This is a genomic window from Brevibacillus sp. SYP-B805, from assembly GCF_011059135.1.
Classification (GTDB): Bacteria; Bacillota; Bacilli; order Brevibacillales; family Brevibacillaceae; genus Brevibacillus_F.
Genome location: NZ_JAALGD010000010.1, coordinates 90023 through 111538, shown reverse-complemented (window position 1 = coordinate 111538; position 21516 = coordinate 90023). Strand labels below are relative to the sequence as shown.

Here is a 21516-nt window from a genome sequence, read left to right as displayed (position 1 = left end):
TGGAGGATGAAAACGCTTACTTACCAGGCGTGATTCTTGCCCTATGTCAATTGGCGCGGATGGCCAAGCCTGCCCTGAAATCGTGACGGGATGTGAGCGCTTGTGCAGAAACGTACATGGAGGCGATCAATGATGTCAGTGGAATCAGCGTGGACATGGATGTGGAGCGTTCATAATTGTGATCAAATTCACAAGGAAAGTGAAGAGAAAAAACGCGGACAGCGCGTGTTGATGCGAAGAAAAGAGAGAATGATTGCTGTGAGGGGTTCGTGACGTCTCTATCCAAAATTATAAGAATTTTATAAAATATTTCAACATCAAAATACTGATTGGGCGATCAACGATCAAATCAGGACCGAAGCACTTTTACACGGACGCCTTTGGCCGCTTTTTGCCGCGCCGACTGAGTCCGTTCCCCGACGAACGGCGAACACACCGATGCCCGCTTCCGGGTACCGTCCGGGAAAAGAACGGCAGGATCGATCACCCTTTCCTTCAACTTGCGGTGCAGGTCATAGTCCGCCTCGTTTTCCTCCACCTCCACTTCCGGATGGATCTGGCTCAGGATTCGGCCAATCTCCCTATCGCCGGCATTCTTCATTTTATGCAGGACGGTTTCGTCATCCCCCATCAAATCCTGTTCGGACAGTACCCCTTTTTGCAAGGCGAGCGTCAGCGCTTCCGCCAGACGGTCGTATCCGTACACATTTAACGGATGCAGGAAGAACTCGATCACTTCTTTGTAGAAGGTGTCGGCAAACCATTCCGCCGCCTCGATGGAGTCTACGCAGATCAGCCCTTCGTGGACGGTGAGCGAAGCCAGAAAGCGCTGGACTTCCGCAGAAGAGATGATCCCGTACGTCCACATGTCGCGGAGCGTGTAATCGATGCGATCGGCGCACAGTTCCGGCAGCGGACGCTCCAACAGCCCCCATTCGGCCTGGAACACGGCTTGGCTGTCAAACCCGTAATCGGCGAGGATGGCGGGGATTTCGGAGCGGTTGATCACGTCCATGAAAATGGATTCGTGGTAGTCTTCGTCTTTGCGCTGCAGCACATAATCGATGACATGGGAGAACGCCGTGTGGGAAACATCGTGCAGCAGCCCGGCGATCTGCTCTTCCAGACTGCCCCCCAGCTTCCGGATCAGCAGCATGACGCCCACCGAGTGTTCATAACGGGTCACATTCCACTTCGGGTTCACCAGGTAGCTGGCTCCCCCCTGGCGGATGCGCTTGAGCCGTTGGACAGGGGCCGACCGGATCAGCTCCATCAGCACATCTTCCACCCAAAACGTTCCGTAAACCGGATCATTGATCTTCTTCACACGACTTTCCCCCAGTGATGATGGTTATCACCGCGTCCTTCCAAATTGGTGATGCCCTTCGAACGTACTGGAAATTCTAATGCTTGTCAACACGGGGTATGCACACTTTCAAGAAGGCCCCGCTCCCTGGGGGGGGCGAGGCCTTGCATGCGGATTACGGCAGCGGCTGCACGTTGTAGCTGCTTCCCGTCACATCGGTCAGCTCGCTGATCACCTTCCACAGCGGCGGGTAGAATTCGTGCCGCACGCCTTTTTGCAGCGCCTGAGCCGGTATCCCTTTCAAGCTGTTCGTCTCCAGCCCGATCATCCGCTTCACCAGTTGGAGATGGTGGTAGCGAAAGCTTTGGAAGCTCTCGTCAAACTGGATCATCTCCCGCATCAGCCGGTACAGGTCATCATGTTCCTGCGGCTTTTGATGCAGTTCGAGCAAGGTGAGGTTCCGCGCTTGGAGCAGCCGTTCAAACGGCTCCAGCAGCGTCGGTCCTTCCTGCAGAATCCGGTTGAAGCCGGGGGAATCCTGCCCGCTTCCCCGACCCAGCGCCAGCCGGATCGTATGGTAGTCAATCGGGTCGATCACCTTGACCAGGTTGAACACCTCGGGCAGGTGCTTCAGATGCATGTTTACCCGCTGAAGCTGACGGATCGCGGCATGCGGGTTTCCCGCCTCCATCTCTTTCCTGGCGATCCCGATATACTGGATGACCAGCTTGAAATGAAGCTCCGCGATCTGATGAATCATCTGAAACGTCAGCTCATCCTCACACGCCAGCTGATCCTCGTTTTTTTGCAGATGGAGCAGCTCTTCGGTCCGGATATATTTTTCATAATCGCTCAATTGTCGCTCCATGTATTCCCCTCTTTTCATGGTGGTTAAAACGCGTTTGCAAGCGGCCGCAGCACTGCCCGGACGGGACTGCCGTCAGCTTCCGCAAGCGGCAGGGGAAGCGCGATCAGTTCATAGTCGCCGGGCTCAACATGGTCGAGCAGCAGGCCTTCAAGGATGTGGATATCATGCCGGTGCAGGCTGTGATGGGCCGCCAGCTCCTTGCTGTCGAGCGGATCGACGGACGGCACATCGACGCCGATCAGCCGGATCCCTTTCCCCGCCAGATACGGGGCCAAATCGGCCCGCAGGTATGTGATGGCGTCCGGAAATCGTTCCGGATCAACCCAGGAGCCGGTGCGCAGCAGCAGCCGCTCGACACCATCCAGATCGAACCCGGCCACATCGGATGCACCGATGCTCGCTTTCCCGGAGAGGTCGATCAGCCGCGCGCGGCCGACATAGCGCTGCAGATCGAGCTCGATCGCTTTGCGCCCGTCATTGTCAAAATGAAAAGGCGCATCGATATGCGTTCCGGTATGAATGCTCATCGTCAGCCTGCCAACGTTGACCGAACCGCTCTGCTCCTTCGTCCAGCTTACTTCATAGGAAAAGGGCGTATCTCCTGGCCAGGTGGGAACCCCCGTTTCCAAACGGCGCGAGATATCGATCAATGCCATGGCACCTCTCCCCCTACGCGACCACATTGCGCCTGTTTTCGAAGCGCTCGTACTGTTTCTCGGTCATGATGGTTTTCAGCACCGCAATGGCCCTCCATACCTCTTCAAAGGTGTTGTAAAAAGCAACCGGCGCCAGCCGAATGATATTGGGAGCCCGAAAATCGGGGATGATCCCGTTCTCTTTCAGCGCCTTGCAGATGCGGGCCGCGTCCTGATGCTCCAGGCTCACATGCCCCCCGCGGCGGTCGTCTTCCCGCGGATTGCCGATCGCAAAGCCCATTCCCCCCAGTTCATAGTCGATCAGATCCATCAGGTACCGGGTCAGCAGCAGAGACTTGCGGCGCAGCCGGTCGATGCCCGCTTCGTGAAACATCTCCAGCGAACCGATCAGGGTCGCCATGCTGAGAATGTGCGGCGTCCCGATTTGATAGGCGCCGGCCGTCTCCGCCGGGGTGAAGGTATGCTCCATATCAAACTGCTTCTCTTTTTGCGAACCGAACCAGCCGGCCAGCCCGGGCAGGCGGCCGAAATGCTTCCGGTTCACATACAGACCGCCGACCCCGCCGGGACCGTTGTTCACATACTTGTAATTGCACCAGTAGGCGAAATCGACATCCCATGCATGGAATTGATGCGGAATCGCTCCGACGGAATGGCAGCCGTCGAACCCGATCGGGATGCCTCTCTCATGCGCTTCTGCAGTCAACCGCTCGATATCCAGCAGCTGTCCGCTGCGGTACAGGACGGTCGGCAGCACGACCAAGGCAACCTCGTCCGTCATCGCCGCGATGATGTCTTCTTCCTGCAGGAAACGGCCATCCCGGCTCTTCACCCGGATCAGATGGTCGGCCGGATCGAGCCCGCGAAGCCGAATCTGGCTTTGCAGGGCGTAAATATCGGAGGGAAAGTTCAGTTCATCGGCCAGGATCTTGGTTCGCTTCCCTGCCGGTTGGTAAAAGGTGGCGACCAGCTGGTGCAGGTTGGTGGTGGTGGAACCGCTTACAATCACTTCGTCAGGCAAGGCACCGACAAGGGGAGCCATCTTCGCCCCCAGCTCTTCGGCCATCGTAAACCACGGGTGATCCCCCTTCAGCCAACCATCGATCGCCAGCTGTTTCCAATCGTTCAGCGCCGCCAGCAGCGAGCGTTCCGCCCGTTTGGACAAAAGGCCAAGCGAATTGCCGTCCAGATAGATGGTCTCCGGACTTGTATAAAACTCCTCCCGAAAACGGGACAGTTCATCCTGCCGGTCCAGCTCCTGCGCATGGGCCAGCCCGGGGTAAAAGGAATAGCCGTCCATAAAAAGCCTCCTTTGCGGATCGAAAACATGAACTATCCCTAGCTTATGAGAAAGTTGACATCGTGTCAATATTCTATCAGTCTGAATTTTTTCGATACTTCCCTTTTCCTGTTTTTCTCTGTATGCTGAAGAAAACAAGCCCGGCCCGGCGGATGCCATGGGCCGGACGTTCGAGAGACAGAGGGGAGAGAATACGGTGGATCATGGGCATGAAGCCATGGACGGCAGGCACCTTCGCGCGCTGATCACCCGGCAGAAGCTTCTGGAAGCAGCGCGGGTTGTGTTTTTGGAGGAAGGCTTTCAGAAGGCGACCATCTCCCAGGTCATCAAACGGGCCAACACGGGGTACGGCACCGCCTATGTCCATTTTTCGGGAAAGGATGATCTCCTGATCGTCTTAATGGATGATGTGATGGCCGCTTTTTATGAGATTGCGGAACGGCCGTTTTTCCCGACCACCCGCGAGGAAGCGCACAGCATGATCTACCATCAGACGATCACCTTCCTGCAGATGGCCGAGTCGGAACGAAAGATGCTGCAGGTGTTCGCCGAAGCGATCGGGGTATCGCCTGCTGTGGACGGCAAATGGCGGGAGATCCGGGAAAAATTTATCCGCCGCATCTCCCGGGACATCGCGTACGCTCAACAGCACGGATTGGCCCGCAGCGACGTCAATCCCGAACTCGTGGCACGCGGCTGGTTTTTCTCCCACGAGATGTACCTGTGGGAGATCGTGCGAGGCGAAACGCTGGCGCCGCTTGACGAGATCGCCCAAACGTTGACTGCCATCTATACGGGCGGCCTCTATAAGAAAACCCCGCCGACTTAAGCTAACGCTGGTGTCGGCGGGGGCCCCCAACCTTTTTTCGTTGCTTTATCGCTTTACAGAACTTAAAGTTTCTGACTTATTTAGAAAACTCAGCGAGCGCCGAGCCTTGGGTGATGGCGAAGCCGTAGTTGCACTTTATTAATACCTATCTGCCAAAAAAATCGCTGTCGGCTTCTTCTGCCAACAGCGATCTCATACGAACGTTATGCTTTTGGGAGTTCATAGGAGCTTTTCAGCGACACAATCAGGTTGAATACCGGTTTGTCCGCGGTTGTATATTTCGGATCGACGTTGAAGTATCCGTGACGGAAAAACTGGAACTTGTCGTGCGGCTTCACGTCCTTCATGTTGGCCTCCACGAACCCTTGCAGCACTTCCAGCGAATGCGGATTGATGCGTTCCAGGAATGATGAACCCTCGTCTTCCCCTTCTTCCTCCAGGATCAGCGGCTCATACAAACGGAACTCCGCAGGGATCGCATGGTTGGCATCCACCCAGTGAATGGTGCCTTTCACCTTGCGGCCGGTAAAGCCGGTGCCGCTCTTCGTTTCCGGGTCGTACGTGCAGCGCAGCTCGACCACTCGGCCGTTCTCGTCTTTGATCACTTCTTCACACTTGATGAAGTAGGCGTTCTTCAGCCGCACCTCGTTGCCGGGGAAGAGCCGGAAGTATTTCGGCGGCGGATTTTCCATGAAGTCATCCTGCTCGATATAAATTTCGCGGGAGAACGGAATTTTTCGCGTGCCCATCTCCGGGTTCTCCGGATTGATCTCCGCGTCCAGCATCTCCACCTGACCTTCCGGATAGTTGGTGATGACCACCTTGAGCGGGCGCAGCACGGCCATGGTGCGCGGCGCTTTCAGCTTCAGGTCTTCCCGGATGAAATGCTCCAGCATTCTCGCATCGACCGTGCTGTTGCTCTTGGCCACGCCGATTTCCCGGGCAAAGTTGCGGATGGATTCCGGCGTATAGCCTCTGCGGCGCAGCCCCGAGATGGTGGGCATCCGCGGGTCATCCCAGCCGTCCACCACTTTCTCGTCAACGAGCAGCTTCAGCTTCCGCTTGCTCATCACGGTGTTGGTCAGGTTCAGCCGGGCAAATTCGTATTGGCGGGGCACATGTTCCATCTCACATTCCCGCACCACCCAGTCATACAGCGGACGGTGGTCTTCGAACTCCAGCGTGCAGATGGAATGGGTGACCCCTTCGATGGCGTCTTCCAGCGGATGGGCGAAGTCGTACATGGGATAGATGCACCATTTGTCCCCTGTATTGTGATGGGGAACATGGGCGATGCGATAGAGAACCGGGTCGCGCAAGTTGATATTGGGCGACGCCATATCGATCTTGGCGCGCAGCACTTTCTCCCCGTCCTTGAATTCGCCTTTGCGCATCCGTTCGAACAGGTCCAGATTCTCCTCCACCGAGCGGTTCCGGTACGGGCTCTCTTTTCCCGGCTCGGTCAGCGTGCCGCGCATGGCCCTGATCTCTTCCGCAGACAGGTCGTCCACATACGCCTTCCCTTTCTTGATCAGGAGTACGGCCCGGTTGTACATCTCTTCAAAGAAGTCGGAGGCGAAGAACAGCCCGTCCCATTCATAGCCGAGCCACTTCACATCTTCCTTGATCGCTTCCACATATTCGGTATCTTCCTTCAGCGGATTGGTGTCATCAAAACGAAGATGGGCCCGGCCGTTAAATTCTCGCGCCAATTCAAAATTGAGGCAGATCGATTTGGCATGCCCGATATGCAAGTAACCGTTCGGCTCCGGAGGAAAGCGGGTGACGACCTGATTCACCTTGCCCGCTTTCAGGTCTTCCATCACGATATTGCGGATAAAATTGGACGACATCGTCTTGTTTTCCATCAGTTTCAACCTTTCGTGCGCGTAAAATCTAGCTCCTTTCATAATACTGTTAACCCCTTGAGAGTTCAACTTTTCGTCAATGCAAGAGATAGAAACGTCGTTTCCTACATAAAACCACTCCGAACGTTTCCAGAAAAAAACACTCCCGGCATTCTCACTGCCGGGAGTTCATTAAAAAGCAATCAACATGCTGCGCCATAACGGGTATCAGGGCCGGGTTCAGGCAGATGAGGCGTTCGCCCATCCGCCCGGTCCGATTACGAACGATTGATAATGCTTCTGGCGATCCAGACACCGGCAGCGCCCGCCTGCGCCAGACCGCGGGTGATGCCTGCGCCGTCTCCTCCGCAGTACAGCCCTTTGATCTCTGTCTCCAGTTCATTGGTCAGCTTCGGCCGTGCCGAGTAAAACTTGGCCTCCACCCCATAGAACAGGGTGTGATCGGAGGCGATGCCCGGCGTCACCTTATCCAGCGCTTCGATCATTTCAATCAAGCTTTTCATCGTATTGTAGGGCAGAACCAGGCCCAGATCGCCCGGTACCGCCTCCTTCAGCGTCGGTTCGATGAAGCCTTCCTTGATCCGGTTCTCCGTTGAGCGTCTGCCGCGAATGATATCGCCGTATTTCTGGATAATCACGCCGCCGTTGGAGAGATCGTTGGCCCGCTTGCATATCTCGCGCGCGTATTCGTTTGGTTTGTCGAACGGCTCGGTAAACTTGTGGGACACCAGCAGCGCGAAGTTGGTATTGGCGGAACCCAGCGCCGGGTCTTTGTAGGAATGGCCGTTGGCAGCCATCACTCCGCTGTGGTTCTCCACCACCACGTGACCGGACGGATTGCTGCAGAACGTGCGCACCCGGGTGCCGACAGACGTGTTGAAAATGAACTTGCCTTCGTACAAGTGCTCGTTGATCTCGCGCATCACGACATCGGAGGTCTCCACGCGAACCCCGATGTCCACCTGATTGTTGTACATCTTCAATCTTCTTTTCTTCAGGATCTCCGTCAGCCATGCCGAACCGTCACGGCCAGGCGCAATGACGACCGTATCGCTCGCGTACTCCTCTCCGTTCACGAGCACGACACCCCGAACCCGATGGGCCCCATCCTCCTTTACCGTCAGGATATCGGCCACTTCCGTCTTGAACATCATGTCGATCCGCTCTTTCAAGTATTCATAGATAGACTGCAGGATCTCCAGATTCTGCTCGGTGCCGAGATGGCGCACCTGCGCCCGCAAGAGCTTGAGGCCCGCCGCAAAGCCGCGCTGCTCAATGCTGCGAACCGTATCCGTGGTCGGATCGGTAATGCTTTCCGTCGCCCCGTGTTTCAGGTTGATCTGATCGACATACTTGATCAGCTCTAGCACTTTGGACGGACTGATATAATCGGTCAGCCAGCCCCCGAATTCGGTGGTAATGTTGAATTTGCCGTCACTGTAAGCCCCGGCGCCCCCGAACCCGCTGGTAATCGAACAGGCGGGCAGGCAGCCGGCGTACTCCTTCTTGCCGGCCGGCGGCGGACAGAGCTTGATTTTCTCTTCCAGGATCGGACAGCGGCGGTCATAGATGTTATGCCCCTTATCGATCAACAGCACCCTCTTCTGCGGTGCCTTCAGGGTCAGTTCGTAACTGGCAAAAATCCCGGCGGGTCCCGCGCCGACGATAATCACATCGTATTGTTTCATCTCGATCCCCCCATTACTCCCAGTAGTCTCGCAGGAAACCAATCGCTTCATTCCGGGCAAACAAAAAATTCCCGGCTGCAAATAGGGTGAAGACCCTATTCGTAGCCAGGAATGTTACGGTTCCTTGTAGAGACCCTCAACCCTTATTATTGAGGATATACGAATAGATGGATGGAAAATGTTGAGTTGTTCACCGGAGACTATGGTAAATCAAAAACACAAACATGTCAATAGTATTTATCGTTTATCATTCGGCTTTACAGGATATTCACCGAGATTATGTCCCCAAATTCGCGTTTCTTTCACATAAAAACGAATGATTGTCCGTGTAAAGAAAGATGCCGCCGAAAAAGTACATGCAGCCTGCTTCGCAGAGAAGAAGGCTGCATGTTGGATGCCGTCAGCATGCGGTACGCTCGCAAAGGGTATCTTCCCATTCGTCAGGTGACCGCCGCCGCTTGCTGCCTTTTTTGAATGTTGTGCATGCCCATGATAACGGCAACCAGTTCATAGCTGTCCAAACGATTCGAAAAATTTTCCAAGCAAAATGCGCTTGGCCATACCCACCCGCTCACCTGTTCAAACGACGCGACCAGCGTTCCGTCTTCATCATGGATTTCATAACTGCGGGAAAACGCCGGTGAAGTAATTTCATAACACTCTCCCTGCGTTGTTGTGTACTCATATTTTTTCGTGAAAAACGACATGCGAGTCTTCAGAACCCCTCTTTCATCGCCGCGCGGCCCGGTCACTTCCCACTTGTTGGAGAAAAACGGGAAAGCCCCGCTGCACTTGAGGGCTCCGCTGTCATCGTACACATCAACGGAAGAATTGAACGCCGTTTTCAAGTCAAGCACGCCCACCACGTTCTCCTGCGCATCCACAATGTCCGTTCTGCCTGCACTGAAGAAATTGTCCCGAAAGTACCATTTCATGGCTCCGCCTCCCTTCCGTTATGTTCATACGTTTCAGGAGGAAAAAGGTATCACACCTGACGGGGACGCGTCCGGTTCGTCGGTATCGCCTCCAGCGGATCATCCGGCCAGTAATGCTTCGGATACCGCCCTTTCAGGTCCTTCTTTACTTCAAAGTAGGCGGTTTGCCAGAAGCTGGCGAGGTCGCGCGTTACCTGGACGGGACGTTGTGCGGGTGAAAGGAGATGCAGCGTAAGCGGCACCTTTCCTCCCCCGACCCTGGGTGTCTCCTTCAGCCCAAACATCTCCTGCAGTCTTACCGCCAGGACGGGTGCGGCCGGATCGCTGTAGTCCACCGGGATGCGGGAGCCGCTGGGAACCGTGATATGAGACGGGGCATACTCATCCAGCATCCGGCGCTGCTCCCAGGAAAGCATGCTTTCCAAGACGCCGGCAAGGTTCAAGCGCTGCAGCTCGTCACGGCTTTTCATCCCGTACAGATGGGGAGCCAGCCAATCCGCGAGCGCGGCCGTCAGCCCCTCATCGGAAACATCCGGCCAGCCCGGCTCCAGGTGATGCATGAACTGCAGCCGCTCCTGCAGTTGGCGGGCGTGCCGTGTCCAGGGAAGGATCGCCAGCCCTTCCTCGGCAATGCCCCGCAAGAGTGCGGCCAGCATCTCCTCCGGGTCCGGATTGGGAAGCGGCCCTTCCGATAAGATCAGGGCGCCCAACCGTTCTCTCTGGCGGGCGCGCACCGCCTGCGCCGGACGATCCCACGCGATGACCGCCTCGTTTACGATTGTCTGGCCCAAATGTTGCCTGAGTTCCGCTAATTCGACAGCCGCTGCCAGATGGATGCGGCCGTCCGCGCCCTGATCATCCACTTCCACCGCGACGAGATACGCTTCCTTGGACAAGGGCTGCTCCGCCGGCAGAAACGCCCCTCGTCCGCTGCTCAGCAGATAGCGGCCGCCTTCCCTGCGCTGGGCAATCCGGTCCGGATAGGCGAATGCAAGCAGAATCCCGATCGCCTCTAGGCTGTCATCTTCCCGGGTGGCGGAACCCCCGAGCGCTTTCTTGAAGCGATCGGCCTCGGCCAGCACGCGGCGGCATGCCGCTGCATCGAGGGTGTATCCGAGCGGCGCAGCCCCCTGCGGCTCCTCCCCGCGTTTGAACGAGCGCAGCGCCTCCAACCGCAGCCGGATGTCAGCGATCGACGCCCCCTCTCTTCCCCGCAGCACTTCCCGTTCCCCAAGAAGCGCAGCCAGCTCACAGGCCAACCCGCCATAACCGAGCGGCTGTGCTTTTCCGATCATGTGCGCCAGCCGCGGATGCAGCCCCAGCGCCGCCATTTGCCGTCCATACGGGGTGACTCCCCCCGCCTCGTCCAATGCGCCGAGCTGGCGCAGCAGCTCCCGTGCCTGGGCGTAGGCAGCTTTTGGCGGCGGATCAAGCCAGCATAGTTCGGACGGATCGGTCACGCCCCATACGGCCAGTTCCAGCGCCAATGAAGCCAGATCAGCCTCCAGGATCTCCGGCGTCGTATGCGATGGGAGGTGCCGATCCTCCTGCTCCGTCCACAGCCGGTAACAAACCCCCGGCCCAAGACGCCCCGCCCGCCCTCTCCGCTGATCGGCAGAGGCGCGGGACACCTTCACCGTTTCCAGCCGGGTCATGCCTGTGCGGGGCGAAAAACGCGGAACACGCATCAGACCGCTGTCGATGACAACCTGAATGCCCGCCACCGTCAGACTGGTCTCGGCAATCGAGGTGGCGAGCACGATCTTCCGTTCTCCGGGCCGGCACGGTGCGATCGCCTGATCCTGCGCGTCCTGCGGCAGATTTCCATAAAGCGGCGCGATGCGTACCTGATCCCCTAACGCCAGCTCCTTCAGTCTCGCTTCGACCCGCCGGATTTCACCCGCACCCGGCAGAAAAACCAGGATATCGCCTTGATCGCGCTGAAGGGCCTCCTGAATCGTGCGAACGACAGCGGATTCGATGGCCCCTTCCACCCGACGGCCTGCGTAGCGGGTTTCAACCGGATAACTGCGTCCTTCGCTTCTGATCACGGGGGCGTTCCCCAACAGCGCGGCAATCGGTTCCACATCCAGGGTGGCCGACATGACCAGGATGCGCAGATCTTCCCGCAGCAGCGCCTGCGCCTGTAACGAAAGCGCCAGCCCCAGATCCGCCTGCAGGCTGCGCTCGTGAAATTCGTCAAAGATGACGAGCCCGACCCCCTCCAGGGCCGGATCGGCCTGCAGCAGACGCGTCAGCACGCCTTCCGTTATCACTTCGATGCGGGTCTTCGGGCCCACCTTGGCATCCAATCTGACCCGATATCCCACGGTTTCCCCGACCGGTTCGCCCAGGGATGATGCCATGTAGCGTGCGGCCGAACGGGCAGCCAGCCGCCGGGGCTCCAGGATTAGGATGCGGCGTCCTTCCAGCCACGGTTCATCCAGCAGCGCGAGGGGAACACGCGTCGTTTTTCCCGCTCCGGGCGGTGCCACCAGCACCGCGCTCGTGCGGGTACGAAGGGCTTCCCGCAGCTGCGGCAGTACTGGCTCGATCGGCAATCGTGTCATGTCTGGTCACTCCATCGCAAGCTTGATTTCCATCTCTCCGGGTTCCAGCATACCTGACAAAAGGGAACGGCACAACCGCCACACCCTCAGGCACCCCCGCTCATCCGGCCGGATAAAACCCCGGCTCCCGCAGAAAGCCGCTCTCCAGGAAATACCGATAATAGCGTTCAAACAGCGGCCCGTCCCACTTCGGGAACTGGATGCCGCTTCCCTGCAGGCCTTTCATCGTATTGGCCGCCGAGAAGCGTGGGCGTCTCGCTTCCTCATACATCTGCGGCAGGGTTAATTGATGCTCCGAGTACCGCTCGGTGAACAGCGGAATCAACGGATAGAGGGCGTTCTCCTTTTGTTGGCTCACCTTTTCCACCAGGACCCGCTGCCACTCGGCGAAAGGAATTTGATTTATCTTATATCCCTTGTCGGCAAAATAGGCAAACATCTCCTGCTGGTAAATCGATGCCGGATTGAAAATATTGCATGCTTTTCCGCGCAGGTCCTGCTGACCCGACAGGTGGACGATGATCCTGGATACCACATCCACGGGCACCGCATTCATCCTGATATCGAGATCGGGGGCCAGACCAAGTTGAATGCATCCTTTGAGAAATCTGCAGATAAAGTCGTCCGTATTCCACAAGCCGGTCTGGCTGTGGCCGATCACATCATCCAGCCGATAGATGCAGATCGGCAGTCCCTGCTTTCCGGCGGCCGCGACAAGCTTCTCGGATACGGCTTTGCTTTCCGCATACCCCATATGAAGCGTGTGGATATGGTCAAGCTCATCCTCCGGGATAAGCGGATGATGGAAATAACCGACCGATCCGTACACCGCCAACGACGAAATGTGATGAAGCGTCTTCGTTTTCCCGCTCGCCGCCAGCCGAATGATCTCCCTGGTTCCGTGCACATTGATCTTTTTCAAGCGGGAATAAGGATAAACGAAATTCACCAGCGCCGCACAGTGATAAATCGCATCGATCCTGACCGCCAGCGCAGCGAAATCGGTAGGAGAAAGCCCGAGGAGCGGCAGGGACAAATCGCCAGGCACCGCCTCCACGCGCGTCTCCAGCCCACGCTGCGAAACCTGGTACTTCTGCAGGGCTGCCTGGATGCGCTGCAAACCTTCCTCCTTGCTGCCGGCCCGAACCAGGCAGTACACCCGGGCATCGGTCCGATCCAGCAGTTCCCGCAGCAGATGCGAACCAAGAAACCCCGTCACGCCGGTCAGCAGCAGTTGTTCCCCCGATGAGGGGCGCGCCCGCTCTTCCAGCAGGCGGACAATGTCGGTGTCCAGCTGCGCTTCCTCGTCCAGATTCACGTTGGCTTGCCCATACTCCCCGGCAGCCGCCACATGATCGTGCCGGTAGCGGCGGATCGCTTCCGCCAATGTTTCAATCGTGGGGGCCTCAAACAATACCCGGATCGGCAGCTCCACCTTCAGCTGTTTCTCCATCCTCAGCATCAAATCCATCCCGGTGAGGGAGTCGCCGAACAAGTCGTCAAAAAAGTGAGCGTTCCTCTCCACCCGCTCCTTCCCGAAGATGTCGCACCAGATGCGCTGCAGCTCCTCTTCAAGGGTATCGCCAGCCGAGGAGCCCCCCTTCTCCTGCTGTCCATCGGCGGGATCAGGCAGGCTGGCGCGGTCAACCTTGCCGTTTGGAGTCAGCGGCAGAACCGGTAAATAAACATAGTGGCTCGGCACCATATAGTGGGGCAGCAGCTCTTTCAGAAAAGCTTTCATCTCCGGAATGGTGACGCTCTCCCTCTCCTTCGTCACAAGATAGGCAACCAGTTTTTGGCGGGACGCTCCGTCCTCCCGCGCCATCACATGCGTTTGCTTGATGGCCGGGTGTTTGCTGATGGCGTCTTCGATTTCGCTCGGATCAATCCGAAAGCCCCGGACTTTTATCAACTGATCGGCCCGGCCGAGGAATTCGATTTTGCCGTCAGGGCGCCTTCTCGCCAGGTCTCCCGTCTTATACAGGCGCTTGGCCCCCTCCTCCGCAAACGGATTGGGAATGAAACGCTCTGCCGTAAGCGCCGGGTTGTTCAAATACCCCCTGGCCACATGAACGCCGCCCAGATACAGTTCCCCCACCTCACCAACGGGTACTTCCCGCAGCTGCTCGTCCAGGATGTAGGCAACCGTATGCCGGATCGGCACCCCGATCGACGGCTTTCCCGCACCATGCGCGCACGTTTCGATGGTTGCCCACACCGTTGTTTCCGTCGGCCCGTATGCGTTGAAAAAGCGCCGCCCCCCCGTCGCCCAGCGGTCAACAAGTTCGCTGGTGCACGCTTCGCCGGCAGAGATGATCGTTTTCAGCTCCGGCAGTTCCTCGGGCGGCAGCAGGTTTAGCACCGACGGAACCAGGGTGGCACACGTGATGCGATACTGCTTGAGGAACCGATACAGCCCTACCCCTACCTGCGAGTTTTGCTGGGGGATCAGGCAGAGTGCTGCCCCTGCCCGCAAAGCCAGGACGATCTCAAAGATCGACGCGTCAAAGCAGAGCGAAGATGCCTGGATCACCCGGTCTTCCGGCTGGATCTGGAAAATGCGTACCTGCTCGTTCGACATATTGGCCAAACCGGCATGTTCCAGCATGACCCCTTTCGGCTTGCCCGTAGAGCCGGACGTATAGATGACATAGGCCAGATCGCCGGGACGAACGGCAACATCCGGATTGGTGTCCGGCAGGGCCGCAATGCGCGCTCTTTCCCGGTCAAGCAGAATGGCCGCCGCTCCATTGGCAGGCAAAGCCGCGTGAATGGCCTCCGTCGTCAGCAGATAACGGATGTTCGTATCTTCCAGGATATAGGCCAATCGGGCACGGGGATACTCCGGGTCCAACGGCACATAGGCAGCGCCTGCCTTGAAGACGGCCAGCATGCTGACGATCATGTCAAAGGAGCGCTCGAAGGAAATGCCCACAAGCGTCCCGGTCGAAACCCCTCTTGTGATCAGGTGCCGGGCCAGCTGGTTGGCACGTCGATTCAGCTCGCCGTAGGTCAGCGCCTCCTCGTTCAAGAGCAGGGCGATCCTGTCCGGATCCTGCTCGGCACGCTTCTCAAACATCTGATGAAAACAGGCTTCAGGTTGATTAGTCATCATCAATTCCCTCTGTTCAATTATGTTATAATTCGGATCAATTTTGTCATATTCTATATAACCGGTCGGAAAGACCGCCAAACCACTATTTTGATGGGTGAAGCCCTCTCTGCTCTGCTATATACTAGGTATATCACGATCATGAACAGGGAGAATCCCGATGGTAACCATACTGATTGCCCTGTGGGCTTTTGCGCTGCTTCTCCTCTTTACCGATCCCAATCAAACATCTACCCGTTGGGCGAGCGCGACCGCCTTTGTCGGCGGGCTGGGTTTTTTCTCGGAAGTGATGGAAACATCCGTCTATCCGCTGGTGCGGGCGCATGCCCTCCAGCATCCGCAGCTCGACCATGCCATCCTGTTTCTGGTGATGTTCGCTTCTTTTTTGTGCCAGACCGGGTTGCCTTACTGCTTTCTCATGTTCGCCGTCCATTCCTGCGATTTCCTGTCGCGCCGCACCAGGCGCATCATCCAATACGCCGCCCTGCTGCCGCCTGCGGTCATGCTGGCGATCACGCCCATTTACCCGGTCCTGTCCTTTCATTACGGGATCATGATCAGTTGGGTCATCCCGTACTTTGTGTGCGCGTGTCTCCTGCTCATCTATCTGTACAAAATCGAAAAAGACCCGGTCGTCAAAAGAAGCCGGCTGGTCAACAACATCCTGGTCATCGTCCCGCTCCTGTTCATTTTTACCTTCCTGTATATCATGCGGACGTTCCACAACTATGACGCCTGGCGGTACAACGCCCTGATCGTCGGCATTCAATTTGTCCTGTTTCTGTTTATCAGCGTGAAGTACGGGCTTCTCGGCGTGAAGCTCCGTCTGGAAAAACGGCGCCTGGACAGTACCTTGCGCGCCATGACCTCCGGTACCGCCATCGTCAACCATACCATCAAGAATGAGGTGGGCAAGATCACGCTCTACGCGGATCGGATCCAATCCTACGCGGCGGAGGAGAAGAAACAGGCGATGCAGGAAGACATGCAGGTCATCCTCCAGTCCACCCGCAACATCATGGCGATGGTCAACCGGATACAAGGCCAGATCCAGGATATCGTCCTGAAAGAAGAGCCGGTTCACATGGCCGGTATCGTGGAACGCGTCCTGCAGGAGATGAAGCCGTATACCGAAACACAGCAGATCGCCGTCAAGCTTGATCTCGATGACAGCATCAAGCTGAAAGGCGACCCCGTCCACATTCGCGAGGTGCTGACCAATCTTTGCATGAATGCCGTGGAAGCCATGAGAACCGGCGGCACCCTGACCATTCAGCTGATGCGGTCTCGCAAGCATCTGGTGCTGTCGGTGGCGGATACCGGCACCGGCATCTCCAAGGAAAACCTGCCGTATGTGCTGGATCCGTTTTTCTCCACGAAAAAAGGCGGCCAAAACTTCGGGTTGGGCCTGTCCTACTGCTACAACGTCATGCAGAAACATCAGGGACGATTGGAGATTCAGAGCGTCAAGGACGAGGGAACCACCGTGTTCCTCTACTTCCCGCAGAAACGCTTGATCCTGTAAGGAGGGAAACAATGGAACAGATACGTGTCATGGTCGTCGAGGATGACAGGGACTGGCGCAAAGGGTTGGTCGATTATGTGGACAAGGAGGCGGATCTGACCGTCGTCGCAGCGGCAGAGACCAAAGAGGAGGCGATCCGGCTTTTTCAGCAGCACGACATCGACGTGGTCCTTCTGGATATCAACCTGACCGAAAACAATCTGGACGGCATCGAGATCGCGCTGGAACTCAGCGAACGCAAGGAAGACTGCGCGATCATCATGCTGACCTCCCTGACGGCCCAGGAAGTGATCATCGATTCGTTTTCGGCCGGCGCCGTCAATTATCTCAACAAGCAGCACTTTCAAGAGATTCCCGACGCGATCCGGGCCGCGTACCGCCGCCAGTCGGCCATCCACCCGTCGGCCGCCGCCGTTTTGCGCCAGGAGCTTCAGCGCCTGAAGCAGGAAGAAGACAAAAAACTGCTCTCCCCGGCGGAAAAGGAGATCCTTCAGCTGATTCACGAGGGCCACACCCAATCCCAGATCGAGAAAGTCCTGCACATCACCCACCGGACGATCAAGAACCACATCAACCGCATCCTGAAAAAGATGGGTGCCAAATCGAGCAAGGAAGCGGCCGCCAAAGCCAAGCAGAAGCGGCTTTTTTGACAACCTCACTCGGGAAAGGCTGCATATCAACGATCGAAAAACAGAGATGACTGACGAAAAATCGACAGCTTTTTTATGGATTTACAGGGATTTCCTGAGGGTTGTAGAAAATATCAACTGATATGTCTCTCATACATACGGGAGGGTTGGCCATGCCAATCAGCAGCTTTACCGGATACTCACCAAAAACCATTGCCTTTTTGCAGGATTTGCAAACGAATAACAACAAGGCCTGGTTTGAAGACAACAAACACTTGTATACCGATTTCGTCCTCAAACCGACTCAGTCTCTTGTTTCGGCATTAAGCAACATCATGCTTGACATCGACCCCTACCTTGAAACCTCCCCATCGGTTGGCAAAACCATTTCCCGCATCTATCGCGATACCCGATTTTCGATGGACAAATCTCCTTTTCGCACCAACATCTGGATCACATTCAAAAGACCCAAGAAAGAGTGGGTGGATGCTCCGGCATTTTTCTTTGAACTGACTCCCAATTCCTATCGCTACGGGATGGGGTTTTACTCCGCGACGAAGGATACCATGGACAAATTCAGAGAACTGATTGACCGCAAGCCCGATGAGTTTGAAAGAGCGGTTTCGTTTTATCCTAAACAGCAAACATTTGTCATTGAGGGCGATCTGTACAAAAAACCGTTGGACCCAAGCAAACCGAAAGAGATCTTGGACTGGTACCAACGGAAAAACTTATACCTCGTATGCAATCGGGGCATCGACAGCCGACTCTTTGGCGACGAGCTGCTCCGTGATTTAACCGAGGGGTTTAGTCAGCTTTCTAATCTTTATCATTATCTCTACAAGATAAAAATTCAATAAAAAGGAGGGAGAAGAATGACGAAGTTATGCATGAACCTGTGGGATGATTGGGAGCATTTGGATTTGGGCAATTCGAACGCTCGCCCCGGGGTATATCGCGGCCAAAACGCCTTATATCTGGAAAAGACGGGGACGCCCGTCTTCCTCCGTGAGGAATTGCCTCTCGATTGTTTTCGTCTGCAAGCGGAGGTAGCCATACCCGAACAGGTAGGTTTTGTCGGTTTGGTTTTTGGTGGCCGGGATAGCCAAAATTATGAATTGGTTTATCTGGCACCGGAAGAAATCCAATACGATCCGGTAATGAACGGCTCCATGACATGGCAAATTTATAATGGCCCGATGTATCAAAAACCTTTGCCGGATACAACCGGTGAGTGGGTAAAATTTTCCCTGGAAGTTCAACCAAACGGTGCTATTGTCTATTTGGGGGATGATCCTTCGCCTCAACTTGTCATCTCAAATCTTCAGCACGGAGGCTGTGTCGGCAAAATTGGGTTTTGGGGATATTTGCCCAGCTACATTCGCAATCTCTCCGTGGAGGAAATGCAGCCGACTCCAATCATGAAAAGGATAACGGATGCAAAGCAGCTAACAGCTGAAACCTACGTAACGGAATGGATGGTTTCAAAACCATATTTGGCAAACGAACAGCCAGCCGAACATCAATGGACGAAAGCCATTGTGGAGGAAAACGGCACGCTCAACATCAACAGAATCTATCCGGCGGAACAAGGCATTTCTGTTCAGGCCAAGAGCATGTTTTATCTTCCGGAAGAGAAAGACACTGTCTGCACTTTCGGTTTCAGCGATCATCTTCGTCTTTGGATCAATGAAGAAGAGGTCTACCAAGGGGAGTGGAGATGGGATCCTCCGAAGAGCGACGGAAGGGTTCGAAGTGATTATGCGGGTATTCCCGTTCGCTGGAGAGCCGGTCTGAACACGATTCGCGCTGAAATCACCCACTACGAGTTTTTTGGATGGGGACTGAGTGTAAAGACAGGGCTGTCTGACGTGTCGTTTCTCACTAATGAAAAATGACGGGATACTGCTCTGCCTGGTTTCCAACCCATCTAGGCTGCTTTTGCAGCACTCTCCATTGGAGGGTGCTTTTGTTTGTTGTGGGAGTCTCCGGAGCGGACCGTTCAACCAAGCTGCCTGGTTATATGACCAGGTACCAAAGAAAGTTGGTACTGTTGAAACGAATGCCTTCTCCGTAGAATGAACGCATCAGCACTTATTCTTATGTAAAGGTGTGGGTTATGATGGGACTTATCGATTTCTTGTTGAAGGTGTTGTTGCGTGTATGGTTTCGGGTCCAGATTCGCGGCATCCGCAGCATCGACTTTTCCCAACCGGTCATTCTCACCCCGAACCACGTTTCGCTGCTTGACGCGGTATTGCTGTACCTGTATATGCCTGCAAACGTCACGTTTGTGGCCAATACGGACATCGCCAAAAAGTTCGCGCTCTTTCTCAAAGCGCGCAAACACATCACCGTCGATCCGATGAATCCGTACTCGATCCGCCACATGATCCGGGCCATCCATAACGGCGAGTCGCTGGTGATCTTCCCGGAAGGCAGAATCACCACGACGGGCGGCCTCATGAAGATCTACAGCGGCGTCGGCTATCTGGCCCTGCGAACCGGCGCAGCGGTCTACCCGGTCATCATTCAGGGCCTGGAACGTTCCCTCTTTTCCTATCTGAAAGGCAAAATCAAGCGTTCCCTGTTTCCCAAAGTAACTATTACCGTTGGCACCCCTTTTACCCTGGAGAAGAAGCAGGGCGTCTCCATGAAAGAACAGAAAACGCTCGCCAGCGACTTCATCCTGCGTACGCTGCAGCGCGAGCTGTTCCAAGCCCGCTGCAAACAGCAGGTCAATCTCTTCAACGAAGTGCTGGAAGCAGCCAACGTCCACGGGGCTGGTCGGGAAATCGCCAAAGACATCACGGCTTCGATTACGTATCGGAAGCTGTTGATCAGCAGCTACCTGCTGGGGCATCGCTTCCGCTCCCTGCTCGGCGACAAACAAACGGTCGGCGTGCTTTTGCCCAACTCGATCGCCCATGTCGTGACGCTGTTATCCTTGTTCCGCATCGGCAAGACCCCGGCCATCCTGAACTTCTCGCTCGGCGTCCGCACCTTGCTGGATTGCTGCGAAACGGCCGGCATCGATACCGTGCTTACGTCCCGGCAGTTCATCGAAAAAGGAAAACTGGGCCATCTGGTCGCAGGCCTGCAGGAGAGCGTGAAGGTAATTTATCTGGAAGATGTGAGAGAAACGATCAGCCTGCTTGACAAGCTGACCGCACTCTTCCTCTATCTGCTCGGCAAAACGTCGGCGGCGTCCAGCAACGAACTGATCCTCTTTACATCCGGCAGCGAGAGCAAACCGAAAGGCGTCGTGTTAACGCATGACAATCTGTATGCAAACATCCAGCAGGTGCTCAGCGTCATCGACCTGACTGCCCGTGACAAGTTTCTCAATGCCCTCCCCATGTTTCACAGCTTTGGGCTGACGGCAGGCACGATTCTTCCGCTGATCACCGGCGTGCCCGTCTATCTGTATCCGACCCCGCTGCATTACAAGGTGATCGCCGAGCTGTGCTACGACCAGAATGTGACCATCCTATTCGGCACGTCCACCTTCCTGGCCGGATACGGCCGATTTGCCCACCCGTATGATTTCTACGCGCTGCGCTACGTGTTCGCGGGTGCCGAGAAATTGAAGGACGATGTTAGACAGCTGTGGCAGGACAAATTCGGGGTGCGCATCTTTGAAGGATATGGCGCAACGGAGACGTCCCCCATTCTCTCCCTCAATACCCCCCTGGCGAACAAAAAAGGGACGGTCGGGCGTCTCCTGCCCGGCATCCAGGCCAGGCTGGAACCGGTGGAAGGCATCGCGGAAGGCGGGCATCTGCTCGTGCAAGGTCCCAATGTGATGAAAGGATACCTGATCCACGGCAAGGGCTTCGTTCCCGCGGAAGAATGGTACCGTACCGGAGACCTGGTAGAGATGGATGAAGCCGGCTTTGTCACCATCAAGTCGCGTCTCAAGCGCTTCGCCAAGGTCGGCGGCGAAATGGTGTCGCTCAACCTGGTGGAGGAACTGGCCATGCAGTGTTTCGGCCACTCGGAGTTCGCTTCGGTATCGATCAGCGATGCCCGCAAAGGAGAACGCATCCTTCTCTACACCACCGACCCGTCCGCTCGCATGGACCGGTACCGGGCCTATCTGGCTGAAAACGGATATTCGCCCCTGCTGCTGCCGGCAGCCATTCGCGTCATCGAGCATCTGCCGCTTTTGGGCAGCGGCAAAACCGATTATGTCACGCTGAAGCAGTTCGCGGAAAAAGGAGAGTAGCC

At 56.1% G+C, this 21516-nt stretch carries 15 protein-coding genes and 1 riboswitch; of the genes, 6 read left to right on the top strand and 9 right to left on the bottom strand.

Annotated features, from left to right (window positions below; translation table 11 throughout):
• Positions 1–349: 349 nt before the first annotated feature.
• The 4 genes from G3578_RS13515 to kynU all read right to left on the bottom strand — a co-directional run bounded on the left by G3578_RS13515 (position 350) and on the right by kynU (position 4130).
• The gene (locus G3578_RS13515; protein WP_165213537.1) at positions 350–1273 is read right to left on the bottom strand and encodes an HD domain-containing protein; all 924 of its coding nucleotides are present in this window, start codon (positions 1271–1273) and stop codon (positions 350–352) included.
• A gap of 208 nt (positions 1274–1481) precedes the next feature.
• Positions 1482–2174 carry a tryptophan 2,3-dioxygenase family protein gene (locus G3578_RS13510; protein WP_165213484.1) on the bottom strand — a complete coding sequence of 231 codons (693 nt, stop codon included), beginning with the start codon at positions 2172–2174 and terminating at the stop codon, positions 1482–1484.
• A 23-nt stretch (positions 2175–2197) separates the two neighbouring features.
• Positions 2198–2830 carry an arylformamidase gene (gene kynB / locus G3578_RS13505; protein WP_165213483.1) on the bottom strand — a complete coding sequence of 211 codons (633 nt, stop codon included), beginning with the start codon at positions 2828–2830 and terminating at the stop codon, positions 2198–2200.
• Between the two features lie 13 nt (positions 2831–2843).
• On the bottom strand, positions 2844–4130 hold the full coding sequence (gene kynU / locus G3578_RS13500; RefSeq protein WP_165213482.1) for a kynureninase: 1287 nt from the start codon (positions 4128–4130) through the stop codon (positions 2844–2846).
• 217 nt (positions 4131–4347) lie between these two features.
• On the opposite strand from kynU, the gene G3578_RS13495 reads away from it, so the two are divergent.
• The gene (locus G3578_RS13495; RefSeq protein ID WP_165213536.1) at positions 4348–4959 is read left to right on the top strand and encodes a TetR/AcrR family transcriptional regulator; all 612 of its coding nucleotides are present in this window, start codon (positions 4348–4350) and stop codon (positions 4957–4959) included.
• Positions 4960–5162: 203 nt separating this feature from the next.
• Here G3578_RS13495 and G3578_RS13490 read toward each other — a convergent pair whose 3' ends face one another.
• The 5 genes from G3578_RS13490 to G3578_RS13470 form a co-directional block, all read right to left on the bottom strand.
• Positions 5163–6827, bottom strand: a complete 1665-nt coding sequence (locus G3578_RS13490) for a glutamine--tRNA ligase/YqeY domain fusion protein (RefSeq protein ID WP_165213535.1) — start codon at positions 6825–6827, stop codon at positions 5163–5165.
• Positions 6828–7084: 257 nt separating this feature from the next.
• Positions 7085–8515, bottom strand: a complete 1431-nt coding sequence (locus G3578_RS13485; RefSeq protein ID WP_165213481.1) for an NAD(P)/FAD-dependent oxidoreductase — start codon at positions 8513–8515, stop codon at positions 7085–7087.
• Between the two features lie 82 nt (positions 8516–8597).
• Positions 8598–8698: riboswitch (purine riboswitch) on the bottom strand.
• Positions 8699–8955: 257 nt separating this feature from the next.
• On the bottom strand, positions 8956–9450 hold the full coding sequence (locus tag G3578_RS13480) for an LURP-one-related family protein (RefSeq protein WP_165213480.1): 495 nt from the start codon (positions 9448–9450) through the stop codon (positions 8956–8958).
• Between the two features lie 50 nt (positions 9451–9500).
• A complete protein-coding gene (gene hrpB, locus G3578_RS13475; RefSeq protein WP_165213479.1) occupies positions 9501–12020 on the bottom strand; it encodes an ATP-dependent helicase HrpB in 2520 nt (839 codons plus the stop codon).
• 100 nt (positions 12021–12120) lie between these two features.
• The gene (locus G3578_RS13470) at positions 12121–15132 is read right to left on the bottom strand and encodes a non-ribosomal peptide synthetase family protein (RefSeq protein ID WP_165213478.1); all 3012 of its coding nucleotides are present in this window, start codon (positions 15130–15132) and stop codon (positions 12121–12123) included.
• Between the two features lie 160 nt (positions 15133–15292).
• Between G3578_RS13470 and G3578_RS13465 the strand changes: the two genes are divergently transcribed.
• The 5 genes from G3578_RS13465 (at position 15293) to G3578_RS13445 (ending at position 21514) form a co-directional block, all read left to right on the top strand.
• Complete coding sequence (locus G3578_RS13465) at positions 15293–16657, top strand: sensor histidine kinase (protein WP_165213477.1); 1365 nt, start codon at positions 15293–15295, stop codon at positions 16655–16657.
• An 11-nt stretch (positions 16658–16668) separates the two neighbouring features.
• Entirely contained in the window at positions 16669–17307 is a 639-nt protein-coding gene (locus G3578_RS13460; protein ID WP_165213476.1) for a response regulator, read from the top strand.
• Between the two features lie 152 nt (positions 17308–17459).
• Positions 17460–18146 carry a DUF2461 domain-containing protein gene (locus tag G3578_RS13455; protein WP_165213475.1) on the top strand — a complete coding sequence of 229 codons (687 nt, stop codon included), beginning with the start codon at positions 17460–17462 and terminating at the stop codon, positions 18144–18146.
• A 15-nt stretch (positions 18147–18161) separates the two neighbouring features.
• Positions 18162–19184 carry a hypothetical protein gene (locus G3578_RS13450; protein WP_165213474.1) on the top strand — a complete coding sequence of 341 codons (1023 nt, stop codon included), beginning with the start codon at positions 18162–18164 and terminating at the stop codon, positions 19182–19184.
• 224 nt (positions 19185–19408) lie between these two features.
• On the top strand, positions 19409–21514 hold the full coding sequence (locus G3578_RS13445; RefSeq protein ID WP_165213473.1) for an AMP-binding protein: 2106 nt from the start codon (positions 19409–19411) through the stop codon (positions 21512–21514).
• Positions 21515–21516: the final 2 nt, after the last annotated feature.

Bases quoted from the DNA above. Each gene is read 5' to 3' on its own strand.
- G3578_RS13515 (WP_165213537.1), bottom strand. From the start codon at position 1,273: ATGGAGCTGATCCGGTCGGCCCCTGTCCAACGGCTCAAGCGCATCCGC.
- G3578_RS13510 (WP_165213484.1), bottom strand. From the start codon at position 2,174: ATGGAGCGACAATTGAGCGATTATGAAAAATATATCCGGACCGAAGAG.
- kynB (WP_165213483.1), bottom strand. From the start codon at position 2,830: ATGGCATTGATCGATATCTCGCGCCGTTTGGAAACGGGGGTTCCCACC.
- kynU (WP_165213482.1), bottom strand. From the start codon at position 4,130: ATGGACGGCTATTCCTTTTACCCCGGGCTGGCCCATGCGCAGGAGCTG.
- G3578_RS13495 (WP_165213536.1), top strand. From the start codon at position 4,348: ATGGACGGCAGGCACCTTCGCGCGCTGATCACCCGGCAGAAGCTTCTG.
- G3578_RS13490 (WP_165213535.1), bottom strand. From the start codon at position 6,827: ATGGAAAACAAGACGATGTCGTCCAATTTTATCCGCAATATCGTGATG.
- G3578_RS13485 (WP_165213481.1), bottom strand. From the start codon at position 8,515: ATGAAACAATACGATGTGATTATCGTCGGCGCGGGACCCGCCGGGATT.
- G3578_RS13480 (WP_165213480.1), bottom strand. From the start codon at position 9,450: ATGAAATGGTACTTTCGGGACAATTTCTTCAGTGCAGGCAGAACGGAC.
- hrpB (WP_165213479.1), bottom strand. From the start codon at position 12,020: ATGACACGATTGCCGATCGAGCCAGTACTGCCGCAGCTGCGGGAAGCC.
- G3578_RS13470 (WP_165213478.1), bottom strand. From the start codon at position 15,132: ATGACTAATCAACCTGAAGCCTGTTTTCATCAGATGTTTGAGAAGCGT.
- G3578_RS13465 (WP_165213477.1), top strand. From the start codon at position 15,293: ATGGTAACCATACTGATTGCCCTGTGGGCTTTTGCGCTGCTTCTCCTC.
- G3578_RS13460 (WP_165213476.1), top strand. From the start codon at position 16,669: ATGGAACAGATACGTGTCATGGTCGTCGAGGATGACAGGGACTGGCGC.
- G3578_RS13455 (WP_165213475.1), top strand. From the start codon at position 17,460: ATGCCAATCAGCAGCTTTACCGGATACTCACCAAAAACCATTGCCTTT.
- G3578_RS13450 (WP_165213474.1), top strand. From the start codon at position 18,162: ATGACGAAGTTATGCATGAACCTGTGGGATGATTGGGAGCATTTGGAT.
- G3578_RS13445 (WP_165213473.1), top strand. From the start codon at position 19,409: ATGGGACTTATCGATTTCTTGTTGAAGGTGTTGTTGCGTGTATGGTTT.